The organism is Pseudomonas sp. EMN2, assembly GCF_009650555.1.
Classification (GTDB): domain Bacteria; phylum Pseudomonadota; class Gammaproteobacteria; order Pseudomonadales; family Pseudomonadaceae; genus Aquipseudomonas; species Aquipseudomonas sichuanensis.
Window position 1 is genome coordinate 54,824 of the sequence record NZ_VZZR01000003.1, and the last position, 15,232, is coordinate 70,055.

At 62.1% G+C, this 15,232-nt stretch carries 14 protein-coding genes; 4 read left to right on the forward strand and 10 right to left on the reverse strand.

All coding sequences use genetic code 11. The annotated features are described in order from the left end of the window. The first annotated feature begins 1 nt into the window (after position 1). Complete coding sequence (locus F6X61_RS00755; RefSeq protein WP_153784948.1) at positions 2-310, forward strand: YhbY family RNA-binding protein; 309 nt, start codon at positions 2-4, stop codon at positions 308-310. A gap of 99 nt (positions 311-409) precedes the next feature. Here F6X61_RS00755 and F6X61_RS00760 read toward each other — a convergent pair whose 3' ends face one another. The 8 genes from F6X61_RS00760 to grpE form a co-directional block, all read right to left on the reverse strand. Continuing rightward, positions 410-850: an MFS transporter gene (locus tag F6X61_RS00760; RefSeq protein ID WP_153784949.1), complete on the reverse strand. Its 441-nt coding sequence runs from the start codon at positions 848-850 to the stop codon at positions 410-412. Continuing rightward, positions 828-1,310 (reverse strand): transcription elongation factor GreA, encoded by a 483-nt coding sequence (greA, locus tag F6X61_RS00765; protein ID WP_178125730.1) that lies wholly within the window; start codon positions 1,308-1,310, stop codon positions 828-830. The genes F6X61_RS00760 and greA overlap by 23 nt, the downstream gene beginning before the upstream one ends. Then, a complete protein-coding gene (gene carB, locus F6X61_RS00770) occupies positions 1,307-4,528 on the reverse strand; it encodes a carbamoyl-phosphate synthase large subunit (protein WP_153784950.1) in 3,222 nt (1,073 codons plus the stop codon). Before carB ends, greA begins: the two co-directional genes overlap by 4 nt. A gap of 106 nt (positions 4,529-4,634) precedes the next feature. Then, positions 4,635-5,771 carry a glutamine-hydrolyzing carbamoyl-phosphate synthase small subunit gene (gene carA / locus F6X61_RS00775; RefSeq protein WP_153784951.1) on the reverse strand — a complete coding sequence of 379 codons (1,137 nt, stop codon included), beginning with the start codon at positions 5,769-5,771 and terminating at the stop codon, positions 4,635-4,637. Positions 5,772-6,120: 349 nt separating this feature from the next. Beyond that, positions 6,121-6,927 carry a 4-hydroxy-tetrahydrodipicolinate reductase gene (dapB, locus tag F6X61_RS00780; RefSeq protein ID WP_153784952.1) on the reverse strand — a complete coding sequence of 269 codons (807 nt, stop codon included), beginning with the start codon at positions 6,925-6,927 and terminating at the stop codon, positions 6,121-6,123. Positions 6,928-6,940: 13 nt separating this feature from the next. Beyond that, positions 6,941-8,065 (reverse strand): molecular chaperone DnaJ, encoded by a 1,125-nt coding sequence (gene dnaJ, locus F6X61_RS00785; protein WP_110995198.1) that lies wholly within the window; start codon positions 8,063-8,065, stop codon positions 6,941-6,943. 212 nt (positions 8,066-8,277) lie between these two features. After that, positions 8,278-10,203 (reverse strand): molecular chaperone DnaK, encoded by a 1,926-nt coding sequence (gene dnaK / locus F6X61_RS00790; RefSeq protein ID WP_110995197.1) that lies wholly within the window; start codon positions 10,201-10,203, stop codon positions 8,278-8,280. Between the two features lie 101 nt (positions 10,204-10,304). After that, positions 10,305-10,859 (reverse strand): nucleotide exchange factor GrpE, encoded by a 555-nt coding sequence (grpE, locus tag F6X61_RS00795; protein ID WP_153784953.1) that lies wholly within the window; start codon positions 10,857-10,859, stop codon positions 10,305-10,307. 182 nt (positions 10,860-11,041) lie between these two features. On the opposite strand from grpE, the gene recN reads away from it, so the two are divergent. Further along, positions 11,042-12,715: a DNA repair protein RecN gene (recN, locus tag F6X61_RS00800; protein ID WP_153784954.1), complete on the forward strand. Its 1,674-nt coding sequence runs from the start codon at positions 11,042-11,044 to the stop codon at positions 12,713-12,715. A 157-nt stretch (positions 12,716-12,872) separates the two neighbouring features. Here recN and fur read toward each other — a convergent pair whose 3' ends face one another. Beyond that, positions 12,873-13,277 carry a ferric iron uptake transcriptional regulator gene (fur, locus tag F6X61_RS00805; RefSeq protein WP_028691268.1) on the reverse strand — a complete coding sequence of 135 codons (405 nt, stop codon included), beginning with the start codon at positions 13,275-13,277 and terminating at the stop codon, positions 12,873-12,875. Positions 13,278-13,374: 97 nt separating this feature from the next. Here fur and F6X61_RS00810 point away from each other — a divergent pair, with 97 nt between their 5' ends. Then, entirely contained in the window at positions 13,375-13,896 is a 522-nt protein-coding gene (locus F6X61_RS00810; RefSeq protein ID WP_153784955.1) for an outer membrane protein assembly factor BamE, read from the forward strand. 85 nt (positions 13,897-13,981) lie between these two features. On the opposite strand, the gene F6X61_RS00815 is transcribed toward F6X61_RS00810, so the two are convergent. Further along, positions 13,982-14,416: a type II toxin-antitoxin system RatA family toxin gene (locus F6X61_RS00815; RefSeq protein ID WP_153784956.1), complete on the reverse strand. Its 435-nt coding sequence runs from the start codon at positions 14,414-14,416 to the stop codon at positions 13,982-13,984. A gap of 161 nt (positions 14,417-14,577) precedes the next feature. Between F6X61_RS00815 and smpB the strand changes: the two genes are divergently transcribed. Continuing rightward, positions 14,578-15,060 (forward strand): SsrA-binding protein SmpB, encoded by a 483-nt coding sequence (gene smpB / locus F6X61_RS00820; protein ID WP_011532120.1) that lies wholly within the window; start codon positions 14,578-14,580, stop codon positions 15,058-15,060. The last annotated feature ends 172 nt before the right edge of the window (positions 15,061-15,232 follow it).

Consider the following 15,232-nt stretch of genomic DNA (forward strand, 5'->3'; position numbering starts at 1 on the left):
TATGCCGCTCAATAACGAGCAGAAGAAGCAATACAAGTCCATTGGTCATGACCTGAAGCCGGTCCTGATCGTTGCTGGCAACGGTGTTAACGAAGGCGTCGCCGCCGAACTGGAGCGCGCCCTGGTCGATCACGAGCTGATCAAGGTCGAAATCCGTTCGGAAGACCGTGAAGAGCGCGCCGCCGCGATCGCCGAACTGTGCAAGATCGGCCGCGCCGAGCTGGTGCAGACCATCGGCAAGAAAGCGCTGATCTACCGCAAGAACCCACAGCCGAACAAGCAGCTGTCGAATATCCACCGTTTCAAGTGATCGAATCCGCGGGACGTGGGAGCGGGCTTGCCCCGCGAACACCGGCGTAGCCGGTGCCATACACCGCATCGCGGGGCAAGCCCGCTCCCACGATCCCGGTCAGCGGCGAGCCCTGACCGGGACCGGCTGGGCCACCAGGACGATGCCTGAGAAGCCCAGCACCAGGAAGCAGAACATCTGCCAACGCTCACCTACGGAAATCCCGTAGCGCAGCGTGTAGTAGCCGATGCAGGCAGCAAAGCCAAGCAACAGCATCTGCCCACGGAACTGCCGCCACCAGGCCGCCAGGCCGTCCACCCTCGCCAATACCGCCAACTGGGTCAACAGCCCGAGCATCGCCACGCCGATCAACCAACGGTCGATCTGCCCGGCCACATCATGCACCAACAACGGCGCAAGGCCACTGACCTTGAGCGCCGGCACCAGCCCCACATGGAACACCCACAGGCCACCGACCCAGAATACCTGGGCCAGTTGCCATAGGATCCCCTCGAGGGATGGCGCCCGCAGGCGCCGGTCAGATGTGCTGGACTTCGACAATCTCGTACTCGACAGTGCCGCTTGGCGTCTTGATGACGACTACGTCGCCTTCTTCCTTGCCGATGATGGCCTTGGCGATAGGCGCACCACTCGAGAGCTTGCCTTGCTTCACGTCAGCTTCATCTTCACCGACGATCTGGTATTTCACTCGCTCGTCGGTCTCGGTGTTGGCCAGCTCCACGGTGGTACCGAAGATGACCTTGCCAGTGTGGGCAATAGTGGTCACGTCGATTACCACCGAGTTTTGCAGGCGGCCTTCGATATCACGGATACGCGCCTCGACCATGCCCTGCTCTTCGCGGGCGGCGTGGTATTCGGCGTTTTCCTTGAGGTCACCCAGCTCACGGGCCTCACCGATCGCCTGGCTCAGGCGCGGGCGCTCGGTCTTGCTCAGGAACAGGTGCTCCTCTTCCAGGGCGCGAGCGCCCTGGACGGTCATCGGGTACTTGGTAATGCTCATGCTTTGAGTCCTGCATGCAGATCCTGCAAGCGACGAACGGTCTTTTCCGGACCGAATTTCAGCGCTTCGCAGATGGCTTCACCGGCCGCAATGGTAGTGGTGCAGTAAATCTTGTGCTGCAGCGCATTGCGACGAATCGAGTACGAGTCGGCGATCGACTGACGGCCTTCGGTGGTGTTGATGATCAGCGACACTTCGTCGTTCTTGATCATGTCGACCACGTGCGGACGACCTTCGGTCACCTTGTTGACGCGACGCACCTTCAGGCCAGCAGCTTCGATGATCTTCGCGGTGCCAGCAGTGGCGACCACTTCGAAGCCCAGGGCGATCAGGTCGCGGGCAACGCCAGCCACTTGTGGCTTGTCGTCGTCACGCACGCTGATGAAGGCGGTACCGCCGGTCGGCAGCACTTCGCTGGCGCCCATCTGGGCTTTGGCGAAGGCTTCACCGAAGCTATCACCGACACCCATCACTTCACCAGTGGACTTCATCTCTGGGCCGAGGATCGGGTCGACGCCTGGGAACTTGGCGAACGGGAATACCGCTTCCTTGACGCTGTAGAAGTTCGGGATGATTTCCTGGGTGAAGCCCAGCTCTTTCAGGGTTTTACCGGCCATGACACGGGCGGCGATCATCGCCAGCGAGGTGCCGATGCACTTGGACACGAACGGCACGGTACGCGAAGCGCGCGGGTTGACTTCGATCACGTAGATCTTGTCGCCCTGCAGGGCCAGCTGCACGTTCATCAGGCCGACCACGCCCAGTTCCAGGGCCATCTTCTTGACCTGGTCGCGAACCTGGTCCTGCACGTCCTGGCTCAGCGAGTACGGTGGCAGCGAGCACGCCGAGTCACCGGAGTGAACGCCGGCCTGCTCGATGTGCTGCATGATGGCGCCGATAACCACGTCGGTGCCGTCGCACACCGCATCCACGTCCATCTCGATGGCGCAGTTGAGGAAGTGGTCGAGCAGCACCGGGCTGTCGTTCGACACTTGAACCGCTTCACGCAGGTAGCGCTTCAGCTCGTCCAGCTCGTAGACGATTTCCATGGCACGGCCGCCCAGTACGTAGGACGGGCGCACGACCAGTGGGTAACCGATACCGCCGGCCGCCTTGATGGCTTCGTCTTCGCTGCGCACGGTGGCGTTTGGCGGCTGCAGCAGGTTCAGGCGCTGAACCATCTGCTGGAAGCGCTCACGGTCTTCGGCGCGGTCGATGGCGTCAGGGCTGGTACCGATGATCGGTACGCCAGCTTCTTCCAGGGCGCGAGCCAGTTTCAGCGGGGTCTGGCCGCCGTAGTGAACGATCACGCCTTTCGGCTTCTCGACGCGGCAGACTTCCAGCACGTCTTCCAGTGTCAGCGGCTCGAAGTACAGACGGTCGGAAGTGTCGTAGTCGGTGGAGACGGTTTCCGGGTTGCAGTTGACCATGATGGTCTCGTAACCGTCTTCACGCAGGGCCAGTGCCGCGTGTACGCAGCAATAGTCGAACTCGATGCCCTGGCCGATACGGTTAGGGCCACCGCCGAGGATCATGATCTTGTCACGGGTCGACGGGTTGGCCTCGCACTCTTCCTCATAGGTCGAGTACAGGTAGGCGGTGTCGGTGGCGAACTCGGCGGCGCAGGTGTCGACGCGCTTGTACACCGGGAACACTTCCAGCTTGTGGCGGTGACGGCGCAGGTTCTTGTCGGTGATACCCAGCAGCTTGGCCAGACGCTGGTCGGAGAAGCCCTTGCGCTTGAGGCGCAGCATGTAGTCCTTGTCGATGGCCGACAGGGCCAGGGTCTTGACCTTCTCTTCTTCCTTGATCAGATCTTCCATCTGCACCAGGAACCACAGGTCGATGCCGGTCAGCTCGAAGATTTCTTCGATGGTCATGCCCGAACGGATGGCGTCAGCCACGTACCAGATACGCTCGGCGCCCGGCACGGTCAGCTCGCGCTTGAGGATGCCGGCAGCTTCAGGGCTGGCCAGGTCGACTTTCGGGTCGAGGCCGCAGGCGCCGACTTCCAGGCCGCGCAGGGCCTTCTGCAGGGATTCCTGGAAAGTACGGCCGATGGCCATGACTTCACCCACGGATTTCATCTGGGTGGTCAGGCGGGCGTCGGCTTTCGGGAATTTCTCGAAGGCGAAGCGTGGCAGCTTGGTGACGACGTAGTCGATCGACGGCTCGAAGGAAGCCGGGGTGCGGCCGCCGGTGATGTCGTTCTGCAGCTCGTCGAGGGTGTAACCGATGGCCAGCTTGGCGGCGATCTTGGCGATCGGGAAGCCGGTCGCTTTCGAGGCCAGGGCCGAGGAACGCGAAACGCGCGGGTTCATCTCGATCACGACCATGCGGCCAGTGTTCGGGCAGATACCGAACTGCACGTTGGAACCGCCGGTTTCCACACCGATCTCACGCAGCACCGCCAGCGAGGCGTTGCGCATGATCTGGTATTCCTTGTCGGTCAGGGTCTGCGCTGGAGCAACGGTGATCGAGTCACCGGTGTGCACGCCCATCGGGTCGAAGTTTTCGATCGAGCAGACGATGATGCAGTTGTCCTTTTTGTCGCGGACCACTTCCATCTCGTACTCTTTCCAGCCGATCAGCGATTCGTCGATCAGCAGCTCTTTGGTCGGCGACAGGTCCAGACCACGGGTGCAGATCTCTTCGAATTCTTCACGGTTGTAGGCGATACCACCGCCGGTGCCACCCATGGTGAAGGACGGACGAATGATGCACGGGAAGCCGAGCTTCTCGAGCACCGCGTTGGCCTCTTCCATGCTGTGGGCGATACCGGAGCGCGGGCACTCCAGGCCGATGTCCTTCATGGCCTTGTCGAAGCGCGAACGGTCTTCGGCCTTGTCGATGGTGTCGGCGTTGGCACCGATCATCTCTACGCCGAATTTTTCCAGAACGCCGTGGCGCTCCAGGTCCAGGGCGCAGTTCAGTGCAGTCTGGCCACCCATGGTCGGCAGTACTGCGTCCGGGCGCTCTTTCTCGATGATCTTGGCCACCGACTGCCACTTGATCGGCTCGATGTAGGTGGCGTCGGCCATGGCCGGGTCGGTCATGATGGTGGCCGGGTTGGAGTTCACCAGGATGACGCGGAAACCTTCCTCGCGCAGGGCTTTACAGGCCTGGGCGCCGGAGTAGTCGAATTCGCAGGCCTGGCCGATCACGATCGGGCCAGCGCCGAGAATCAGGATGCTTTTGATGTCTGTACGTTTTGGCATGGTTGTCACTCAAATCCGCGGGTCAGTCGGCAAGCCGTCTTGAACAATCTGGGTCAGGCGCTTCCGGGCGCGACACTCGCCGCCCCGGGGCCTTGCAGCAGGATGCTCAGCGGCGCTTGGCCATGGCATCGATGAAACGATCGAACAGTGGCGCGACGTCGGTCGGGCCTGGGCTCGCTTCAGGGTGGCCCTGGAAGCTGAACGCGCTCTTGTCGGTGCGCTCGATACCCTGCAGGGTGCCGTCGAACAGCGACTTGTGGATGGCGCGTACGTTAGCCGGCAGCGTGGCTTCGTCAACGGCGAAACCGTGGTTCTGGCTGGTGATCATGACCACGCCGGTGTCCAGGTCCTGGACCGGGTGGTTGGCACCGTGGTGGCCGTGGCCCATCTTCACGGTCTTGGCGCCGGAGGCCAGGGCCAGCAGCTGGTGGCCGAGGCAGATGCCGAACACCGGGATCTCGGTGTCGAGGATCTCTTTGATCGCCTGGATGGCGTAGTCGCATGGCTCCGGATCACCAGGGCCGTTGGACAGGAACACGCCATCGGGGTTGAGCGCGAGCACTTCGCTGGCCGGGGTTTGTGCCGGCACCACGGTCACGCGGCAGCCGCGGGCAACCAGCATGCGCAGGATGTTCAGCTTGACGCCGTAGTCGAAGGCAACCACGTGGTACGGCAGGTCGGCGGCTTCGATGGTCGGGTGGCTGTCGGTTTTCAGCTCCCACACGCTGGAGCGCCACTCGTAGCGTTCCTTGGTGGAAACCACCTTGGCCAGGTCCATGCCCTTCAGGCCCGGGAAGCCGCGGGCGGCGGCGATGGCCTGCTCTTCGGTGATGTTGTCACCGGCGAGGATGCAGCCGTTCTGAGCGCCCTTTTCACGCAGGATACGGGTCAGGCGACGGGTGTCGATGCCAGCGATGGCGACGACATTGTTGGCCTTGAGGTAGTCAGGCAGCGACTGGGTGTTACGCCAGTTGCTGGCCAGCAGCGGCAGGTCACGGATGACCAGGCCGGCGGACCAGACGCGGTTCGACTCGGCGTCTTCCGGCGTGGTGCCGGTGTTGCCGATGTGCGGGTAGGTCAGGGTAACGATTTGCTGGGCATAGGAAGGGTCTGTAAGGATTTCCTGGTAGCCGGTCATAGCAGTGTTGAACACCACCTCACCAACGGTCTGACCGTCGGCACCGATGGCTTCACCGCGAAAAATACTGCCGTCGGCAAGGGCGAGTATGGCTGGCTTTGTCAAGAAGACCTCCCGTAGATCAAGCATGAAAGGGCGATCGCAGGTTGCAAAAAAGCGGAGTGACGTATGGACACGTCACCCCGCTTTCATGTGCTGAATTCAATTCGCTGCGCGCTTTTAGTGGACACACTAAAGCTGTAGCTTACAGAAAAGTGCGTTTTGGGTCTACCGCAGATGTGTCTCTAAAACACATGATTGCGACAAAATCGCTGACTGGACGTGATAGTGATCCGTGGGAGCGGGCTTGCCCCGCGATTGCGCCTGGCCTGCAAACAATACAGACCGGGCATACGCATCACGGGGCAAGCCCGCCCCACAGAGCCCCGCACCCGCAAAGGCCTGCACCAGCAGATCAATGCAGCTCGAGCACATCCTGCATGTCGTAAAGCCCAGGCTCGCGCCCATCCAGCCACAGCGCGGCACGCACCGCGCCCTTGGCGAAGGTCATGCGGCTCGACGCCTTGTGGGTGATCTCCAGGCGCTCGCCTTCGGCGGCGAACAGCACGGTGTGATCACCGACCACGTCACCGGCACGCACCGTGGCAAAACCGATGGTCTTGCGGTCACGGGCGCCGGTCTGGCCTTCACGGCCATAGACCGCCACTTCCTGCAGGTCACGCCCCAGCGCATTGGCGACCACTTCACCCATGCGCAACGCGGTACCCGAAGGCGCATCGACCTTGTGCCGGTGGTGCGCCTCGATGATCTCGATATCCACGTCATCACCCAGCACCCGGGCCGCCATGTCCAGCAGCTTGAGGCTCAGATTGACGCCCACGCTGAAGTTGGCGGCGAAGACGATCGGGATCTCCTTGCCCGCCTCGGCCAGCAGCTCTTTCTCTTCCGGCGTGAAACCGGTGGTGCCGATGACCATGGCCTTGCCCGCCTTGCGGCAGAACGCCAGGTTCTTCAGGGTCACCGAAGGGTGGGTGAAGTCGATCAGCACATCGAACTCGTCGACCACCTTGGCCAGGTCGTCGCAGATCGTCACGCCGATGCGGCCCAGGGCCGCCAGCTCACCGGCATCAGCCCCGACCAGCGAGCTGTCGGGGCGATCGATCGCCGCCGTCAGGCCTGCCTGTGGCGCCTGTTGCTGCACCGCCTCGACCAGGGTCTTGCCCATCCGCCCTGCCGCGCCCATCACTGCAATACGTCGCATAGCCTGTTCCTTGTCAGAGATCGCCGAAGAAGCGCTTCACGCCTTCGAACCAGCCACTGGCCTTGGGCGAGTGGGAGCTGTCGCCCTCAAGGGAGGCGCGCAGCTCTTCGAGCAGCTCGCGCTGGCGACGGCTGAGGTTGACCGGGGTTTCCACCGCCACGCGGCACAGCAGGTCACCCGCCGCACCGCCACGCACTGGCGCCACACCTTTGCCGCGCAGACGGAACTGCTTGCCGGTCTGGGTGCCTTCCGGGATCTTCAGCTTCACGCGGCCGTCCAGGGTCGGCACTTCCAGCTCGCCGCCCAGGGCTGCGTCGGTGTAGCTGATCGGCACTTCGCAGTACAGGTGCTTGCCGTCGCGCTGGAAGATCCCGTGCTCACGCACGTTGATCACCACGTACAGGTCGCCGGTCGGGCCGCCATGGGCACCCGCCTCGCCTTCGCCGGACAGGCGAATGCGGTCGCCGGTATCGACGCCAGCCGGCACCTTGACCGACAAGGTCTTGTATTCCTCGACACGGCCTTCGCCATGGCAGGAATTGCAAGGGTCGGTGATGATCTTGCCCTGGCCATGGCAGCGCGGGCAGGTCTGCTGCACCGAGAAGAAGCCCTGCTGCATGCGCACCTGGCCGATACCGCCACAGGTCGGGCAGGTCGACGGGGTCGAGCCCTTCTTGGCACCCGAACCGTCGCACGGCGCGCAGTTGACCAGGGTAGGCACGCGAATGCTGACCGTGGTGCCACGCACCGCTTCTTCAAGGTTCAGTTCGAGGGTGTAGCGCAGGTCGCTGCCGCGCTGAGCGCCGCCACGCGAGCCACCACGGCCGCCACCAAAGAAATCGCTGAAGACATCGCCGAAGATGTCGGAGAAGTTGGCGCCGCCGAAGCCCGCACCACCGCCGCCCATGCTTGGGTCGACGCCGGCGTGGCCGTACTGGTCGTACGCCGCGCGCTTGCTGGCATCGGACAACACTTCGTAGGCCTCGTTGGCCTCCTTGAAGCTGTCTTCCGACGCTTTGTCACCAGGGTTGCGGTCCGGGTGGTACTTCATCGCCAGGCGGCGATAGGCCTTCTTGAGATCACCTTCGCTGGCGCCTCGCTCGACACCCAGGACCTCATAAAAATCACGCTTTGCCATAGGTCATTTGCACTCTTGTGGGCGTTCGGCACACGGTGCGCAATCATTGCGTCGTGCCGTCAGCACCTGCCGCCATACGCGAATGCGCCCAGACAGATGCTGTAAATAATTCTCGTGTTCCAGACACGCCAACGCGGGAGCAAGCCCCCGCGCGGCGACATCCTACCAGCTCACCAGCAAACGCCGCTGAGCTGGCCGACAACATGCAGGCATTACTGCTTGTTGTTGTCTTTCACTTCTTCGAACTCGGCGTCAACCACGTCATCGTGCTTGGCTTCCGGCTCGGCCTGCTGCTGGGCGCCGCCCTGCGGCTGCTCGGCCTGCTCTGCGTACATCTTCTGGGCGACCGGCGCGGAGACCTTGGACAGCTCCTCGACCTTGGCGTCGATGGCAGCCTTGTCGTCGCCTTTGACGGCGGCTTCCAGGGCAACCACGGCAGCCTCGATGGCGGTTTTCTCTTCGGCAGTGACCTTGTCACCAGCCTCATTGACCATCTTGCGGGTCGAGTGAACCAGCGCGTCGCCCTGGTTACGGGCAGCGGCCAGCTCTTCGAACTTGCGGTCTTCCTCGGCGTTGGCCTCGGCGTCACGCACCATTTTTTCGATTTCTTCGTCGGACAGGCCGGAGTTGGCCTTGATCACGATCGACTGAGCCTTGCCGGTGGCCTTGTCTTTGGCGCCGACGTGCAGGATGCCGTTGGCGTCGATGTCGAAGGTCACTTCGATTTGCGGTACGCCGCGTGGTGCTGGCGGAATGTCAGCCAGGTCGAACTTGCCCAGCGACTTGTTCTGCGAAGCTTGCTTGCGCTCGCCCTGCAGCACGTGGATGGTCACGGCGCCCTGGTTGTCGTCGGCAGTCGAGAACACCTGCGACTTCTTGGTCGGGATGGTGGTGTTCTTCTCGATCAGCGCGGTCATCACGCCGCCCATGGTTTCGATACCCAGGGTCAGCGGGCTGACGTCCAGCAGCAGTACGTCCTTCACGTCACCGGCCAGAACGGCGCCCTGGATGGCAGCACCCATGGCGACGGCTTCGTCCGGGTTGACGTCTTTACGCGCTTCTTTACCGAAGAAGTCGGCAACGGCCTTCTGTACCATCGGCATACGGGTCTGGCCACCGACCAGGATCACGTCGTCGATCTTGCTGGCGTCGATGCCGGCGTCTTTCAGGGCAATGCGGCATGGCTCGATGGTGCGGTTGACCAGGTCTTCGACCAGCGACTCCAGCTTGGCGCGGGAGATCTTCACGTTCAGGTGCTTAGGACCGGTGGCATCTGCAGTGATGTACGGCAGGTTGACGTCGGTCGACTGAGCGGAAGACAGCTCGATCTTGGCCTTTTCAGCGGCTTCTTTCAGGCGCTGCAGGGCCAGCGGATCGTTCTTCAGGTCCATGCCGGACTCTTTCTTGAACTCGTCGACGAGGTAGTCGATCAGGCGCATGTCGAAGTCTTCGCCACCCAGGAAGGTGTCGCCGTTGGTGGCCAGTACTTCGAACTGGTGCTCACCGTCGACTTCGGCGATTTCGATGACCGACACGTCGAAGGTACCACCACCCAGGTCATAGACGATGACGGTGTGGTCGCCCTTGCCCTTGTCCATACCGTAGGCCAGCGCGGCTGCGGTCGGTTCGTTGATGATACGTTTTACGTCCAGGCCAGCGATGCGGCCGGCGTCTTTGGTCGCCTGACGCTGGCTGTCGTTGAAGTAGGCCGGAACGGTGATGACCGCTTCGGTAACCGGCTCGCCGAGGTAGTCTTCGGCGGTCTTCTTCATCTTTTTCAGGACTTCGGCGCTGATCTGCGGCGGAGCCATCTGCTTGTCGGCAGCCTCGACCCAAGCGTCACCATTGTTGGCCTTGACGATCTTGTAAGGCACCAGCTTGATGTCTTTCTGCACGACGTCTTCTTCGAAGCGACGGCCGATCAGGCGCTTCACCGCGAACAGGGTGTTGTGCGGGTTGGTGACCGCCTGGCGCTTGGCCGACTGGCCAACCAGGATCTCGCCGTCGTTGGCGTAGGCGATGATCGAAGGAGTGGTACGCGCGCCTTCGGCGTTCTCGATGACTTTGGCGGTGCCGTTTTCCAGCACGGAGACGCAGGAGTTGGTGGTCCCCAGGTCGATACCGATGATTTTGCCCATGTTAACTCTCCCGAAACTTGAATTTGTTCGCAGCGACTAGACCAGACGACTGCGGAAATACTTGAGTGCTTGACACCTAGATGGGGGTACCCAGCAGGATTTCAAGCCTTCTCGTTGATAGAAGGCTGAGGTGCCGCCGGCGCCTTGCTGACCACCACCATGGCGGGGCGCAGCAGACGGCCGTTGAGCAGGTAACCCTTCTGGAACACGTTCAGCACGCTGTTCGGCTCGACCTCGGCGTTTTCCTGCATGGCCATCGCCTGGTGGTGCTCGGCGTTGAACGGCTGGCCGTGCGGGTCGATGGCTTCGAGGTTGTAGCGTTTGAGGGTGTCCTGGAACATCTTCAGGGTCAGCTCTACGCCATCACGGATGGTCTTGACCTGTTCGTCTTCGGCACTGGAGTGCGCCAGGGCCAGCTCCAGGCTGTCGATGACCGGCAGCAGGTCGCCAGCGAACTTCTCGAGGGCGAACTTGCGGGCCTTGTCGACCTCCTGCTCGGCGCGGCGAATGCCGTTCTGCGCTTCTGCAGCGACACGCAGGGACTGATCCTTGGCGGCGGCCAGCTGCTCCTCGAGCTCCAGAATGCGGGCGTCGGCAGTAGCGGCAACGGCCTCTTCGGGATTCAGGTTCTTTTCATCCAGCTGTTCGTCAGCCATTGGGTATCTCCTCCACAATTTCTGTTGAGCGAGCCAGGCTCGCCGTGTCTTGCCGGCTATATGGGGTCGGAAAAACCAGGTTCAAGGGCTGAACGGGAAATCCACATTCATCAGCCGGGCATTGTCAGACCAGCAAAAAGCACTGTATAAATATCCAGACCAAACCTTCGGGAGCCGCCCACATGCTGGTGCACCTGTCCATTCACAACTACGCCATCGTCGAACACCTCGACCTCGAACTCGCCCGCGGCATGTCCGTCATTACCGGCGAAACCGGGGCCGGCAAGTCGATCATGCTCGACGCCCTCGGCCTGGCGCTGGGTGATCGCGCCGACAGTGGCGTGGTACGCCCCGGCGCAGACAAGGCAGACATACTCGCCACCTTCGACCTGGTGGACATCCCCGAAGCCCATGGCTGGCTCGCCGAACGCGACCTCGAAAGCGACGGCCCCTGCATCCTGCGCCGGGTGATCACCGCCGAAGGCCGCAGCCGCGGCTACATCAATGGCACACCCTGCCCGCTCGGCGACCTCAAGGCCCTGGGCGAGCTGCTGATCGACATCCACAGCCAGCACGAACATCAGTCCCTGCTCAAAACCGACACTCACCGCCGCCTGGTCGACGAGTATGCCGGCGCCATCGACCTGGCACGCCAGGTACAGCTTGCAGCCAAGCGCTGGAGCCAGACCCGCCAGGAGCTCGAGCGTCTGAGCAATTCCGGCGACGAGCAGCGCGCACGCCACCAACTGCTGAGCTACCAGCTCGAAGAACTGGACAACCTCGGGCTCGGCGAAAACGAGCTGGAGCTGCTAGAGCAGGAACACAAGAACCTGACCAACGCCGAGGCGCTCTTCGGCATCTGCCGCCAGGTCATCGACCAGTGCAGCGAAAGCGACTCGGGCAACGTACTCAGCGCCCTGACCGTCAGCCTCAACCGCCTCACGGCAGTCAGCAATGCGCCCAGAGCCCTGGGCGAGGCGGTCAACCTGATCGCCAGCGCGCAAATCCAGGTGGAAGAAGCCGTCGGTGAACTGAACCGCTTCCTCGACAACTTCGATGCCGACCCACTGCGCCTGCAAGCACTCGAAGAGCGGCTCGACACCATCTATACCCTCGCCCGCAAGCACCGCGTACACCCCACCGAGCTGCCGCAGTTGCAGCAGCGCCTAATGGAAGAGATCGAAGGCCTGAACGCGAGCGATGAATCGATCGAACGCCTGGGCGAAGAGCTGGCAGCCTTTGCCCAGCACTATAAAGAGCAGGCCCGCGAACTGAGCGCCCTGCGCGAACGGGCCGCCAAACAGCTGGCCACTGCCGTGGAGCAGGAAATCCAACGCCTGGGCATGCCGGGCGGGCGCTTCTGCATCGCGCTTACCCCCTTCGACAACGGCGACCTCTCACCCCACGGGCTGGAACAGATCGAGCTGCTGGTCAGCGCCAACCCGGGCCAGCCACTCAAGGCCCTGGCCAAGGTGGCCTCGGGCGGAGAGCTGTCGCGTATCAGCCTGGCGATCCAGGTGATCACCGCCCAGACCTCACGCATCCCCACGCTGGTGTTCGACGAAGTGGACGTCGGCATCGGCGGCCCCACCGCCGAGATCGTCGGCCAGTTGCTGCGCCGCCTGGGTGAACGCGGCCAGGTACTGACCGTGACCCACCTGCCGCAGGTAGCGGCACAGGGGCATCACCACCTGTTCGTGCACAAGGTGCGCAACAGCGACACCACCCACACCGCCGTGGCCAGCCTGGCCAAGCGCGAGCGGGTCGAGGAAGTGGCGCGAATGCTCGGCGGCATCGACCTGACCAAGGAGTCCTTGGCTCATGCACGCAAGATGGTAGTGGCCAGCAAAACCTGAGCTCGCGTGATCTGTGGGAGCGGGCTTGCCCCGCGATAGCGCCAGCAGCACAACGCCATCGCGAGGCAAGCTCGCTCCCACGCCACCCTCAACCACCTCCTAGAAAGCACAAAGGCGACCCGAAGGTCGCCTTTGTCGTCAATAACGAGCTAAATCGTTACTTCTTTTTACGCACATAGAGGACCAGATTGTGGTCCACCAGTTCGAAGCCGTGCTCGGCAACGATCTCTTTCTGGCGCTTCTCGATTTCGGCATCGAAGAATTCAATGACTTCACCGCTGTCCACGTTGACCATGTGATCGTGGTGCTTGCCATCTGCCAGCTCGAACACTGCATGGCCGCCATCGAAGTTGTGGCGCTCCACCAGGCCCGCCGCTTCGAACTGAGTCAGCACACGGTACACGGTCGCCAGGCCGACATCTTCGCCCGCTTCCATCAGCGCCTTGTAGACATCCTCGGCACTCATGTGACGCTGCTCGGCGGAGTCGAGCATCTGAAGAATCTTGACTCGAGGCAGGGTTACCTTGAGGCCCGCTTTGCGCAATTCGCTATTTTCAACCATGGTCAGCTTTCTCGCCGATGCTGCTTCGCAGCTTCTCTTAATACGGGTATGATCGGGGTTTACGTTGTCCAGCCAAGATAGTGGAAGTCGCCCACCGATGCAAAACACCAAGCTCTTGCTAACCAGCCTCACCCTAGTGGGACTGCTCGCACTCGCCGGTTGCTCGTTTCCCGGGGTTTACAAAATCGACATCCAGCAGGGCAATGTCGTCACGCAGGACATGATAGACCAATTACGCCCGGGAATGACCCGCCGGCAAGTAAGGTTTATCATGGGCAACCCGCTGATCCAGGACCCCTTCCACACCAATCGCTGGGACTACCTGTACAGCCTGCAGCCTGGTGGCGGTCAGCGTCAGCAAGAGCGCATGAGCATCTTCTTCAACGACAGCGACCAACTGGTCAGCCTGGCCGGCGACTTCATGCCAGGCGTCAGCCGCGACCAGGAAATCCTCGGCGGCAGCGGCGATACCACGGTCAGCCCGGCGCACCAGCCAAGCCAGCAACCGGAAAAACCGGCCAAGCCAGGCTCGCTGGAAGAAACCCTGCAAAAAGAGATCGACACCATCGAGACCACCCCGGTCCCGACGCCAGCACCGCTGGACACCTCGCCGCAATAACAGCAGGCGACAACGAAAAAGCCCGGACACTGTCCGGGCTTTTTATTGCGCGACTGCCTGGCAAGCTTAACTGACGGCCGACACCTCAGGCATGCAGTTGCTTGGCTCGCTCGCAGAACGCATCGACCATGGTGTTGGCCGCCTGATTGAACAGTGGCCCCAAGGTTGCGCGCACCAAAGCACCGGCATAGTCGAACGACAGGTCGAGGCTGATCTTGCAGGCCTTCTCGCCCAGCGGCTTGAACACCCACAAGCCATGCAGCTGGGTGAACGGCCCCTCTTCAAGGTTCATTTCGATCGACTGCCCCGGCACCAGCACATTACGGGTGACGAAGTGCTGGCTGATGCCCCCCTTGGCCACTTCAAGTTTGGCGCGCATGTGCGTGTCGCTGCTCTCGATCACCGTCGAGGCCGAGCACCAGGGCAAAAACGCCGGGTAGCTGGCCACATCGTTGACCAGGTCGTAGAGCGCCTGGGCAGGGTAAGGCAGCAGGGCGGAGCGTTGAATATGGGTAGTCATCCAGGCGTCACTTCCAAACGGGACGGCAGCGCTACATAGCGCCTCGAATACGATTCTGTTGATCAGAACAAGGGCTGCATTGTCCGGGATTCACACAACAGGCTCAAGCGCACCTAAACCCCATAGCCGAGGACGCGGCGACTCCCTATAATGCCGCCCCTATGGCTAAGCAAAAGAAACATCCGACCGGGACCATCGCGCAAAACAAGAAGGCGCGACACGATTACTTCATCGAACACAAGTTCGAGGCCGGGCTGGTCCTGTCCGGTTGGGAAGTAAAGAGCCTGCGGGCCGGCAAGGCGCACCTGACCGACAGCTACGTGCTGCTCAAGGATGGCGAAGCCTGGCTGTTCGGCAGCCACATCACCCCGCTGACCACCGCCAGCACCCACGTCATCGCCGACCCGATCCGCACACGCAAGCTGCTGCTGAACAAGCGCGAGCTTGAGCGCCTCGAAGCGGCCGTGGCGCAGAAGGGCTATACCTGCGTGGCGATGTCGCTGTACTGGAGCAAGCACCTGATCAAGTGCGAGATCGCACTCGGCAAGGGCAAGAAGGAATTCGACAAGCGCGACACCGTGCGCGAACGCGATTCCAACCGCGAGCTGCAGCGCACCATGCGCAACAAGGGCAAGGAAGAGTAAAACTCTGCCTTACCCTCGTGGGAGCGGGCTTGCCCCGCGATGGCGCCAGGCCAGGCAGCACTGTTGCCCCTGCTGGCGCCATCGCGGGGCAAGCTGAACTGGTCAAGTAATTTTGGACACCGGTTAAGGTTTATGCCGCTGCCTTGAGCTTTTCCTCCATGGCTACTGGCGT

Bases quoted from the DNA above. Each gene is read 5' to 3' on its own strand.
- F6X61_RS00755 (WP_153784948.1), top strand. From the start codon at position 2: ATGCCGCTCAATAACGAGCAGAAGAAGCAATACAAGTCCATTGGTCAT.
- greA (WP_178125730.1), bottom strand. From the start codon at position 1,310: ATGAGCATTACCAAGTACCCGATGACCGTCCAGGGCGCTCGCGCCCTG.
- carB (WP_153784950.1), bottom strand. From the start codon at position 4,528: ATGCCAAAACGTACAGACATCAAAAGCATCCTGATTCTCGGCGCTGGC.
- dapB (WP_153784952.1), bottom strand. From the start codon at position 6,927: ATGCGACGTATTGCAGTGATGGGCGCGGCAGGGCGGATGGGCAAGACC.
- dnaJ (WP_110995198.1), bottom strand. From the start codon at position 8,065: ATGGCAAAGCGTGATTTTTATGAGGTCCTGGGTGTCGAGCGAGGCGCC.
- dnaK (WP_110995197.1), bottom strand. From the start codon at position 10,203: ATGGGCAAAATCATCGGTATCGACCTGGGGACCACCAACTCCTGCGTC.
- grpE (WP_153784953.1), bottom strand. From the start codon at position 10,859: ATGGCTGACGAACAGCTGGATGAAAAGAACCTGAATCCCGAAGAGGCC.
- recN (WP_153784954.1), top strand. From the start codon at position 11,042: ATGCTGGTGCACCTGTCCATTCACAACTACGCCATCGTCGAACACCTC.
- fur (WP_028691268.1), bottom strand. From the start codon at position 13,277: ATGGTTGAAAATAGCGAATTGCGCAAAGCGGGCCTCAAGGTAACCCTG.
- F6X61_RS00810 (WP_153784955.1), top strand. From the start codon at position 13,375: ATGCAAAACACCAAGCTCTTGCTAACCAGCCTCACCCTAGTGGGACTG.
- F6X61_RS00815 (WP_153784956.1), bottom strand. From the start codon at position 14,416: ATGACTACCCATATTCAACGCTCCGCCCTGCTGCCTTACCCTGCCCAG.
- smpB (WP_011532120.1), top strand. From the start codon at position 14,578: ATGGCTAAGCAAAAGAAACATCCGACCGGGACCATCGCGCAAAACAAG.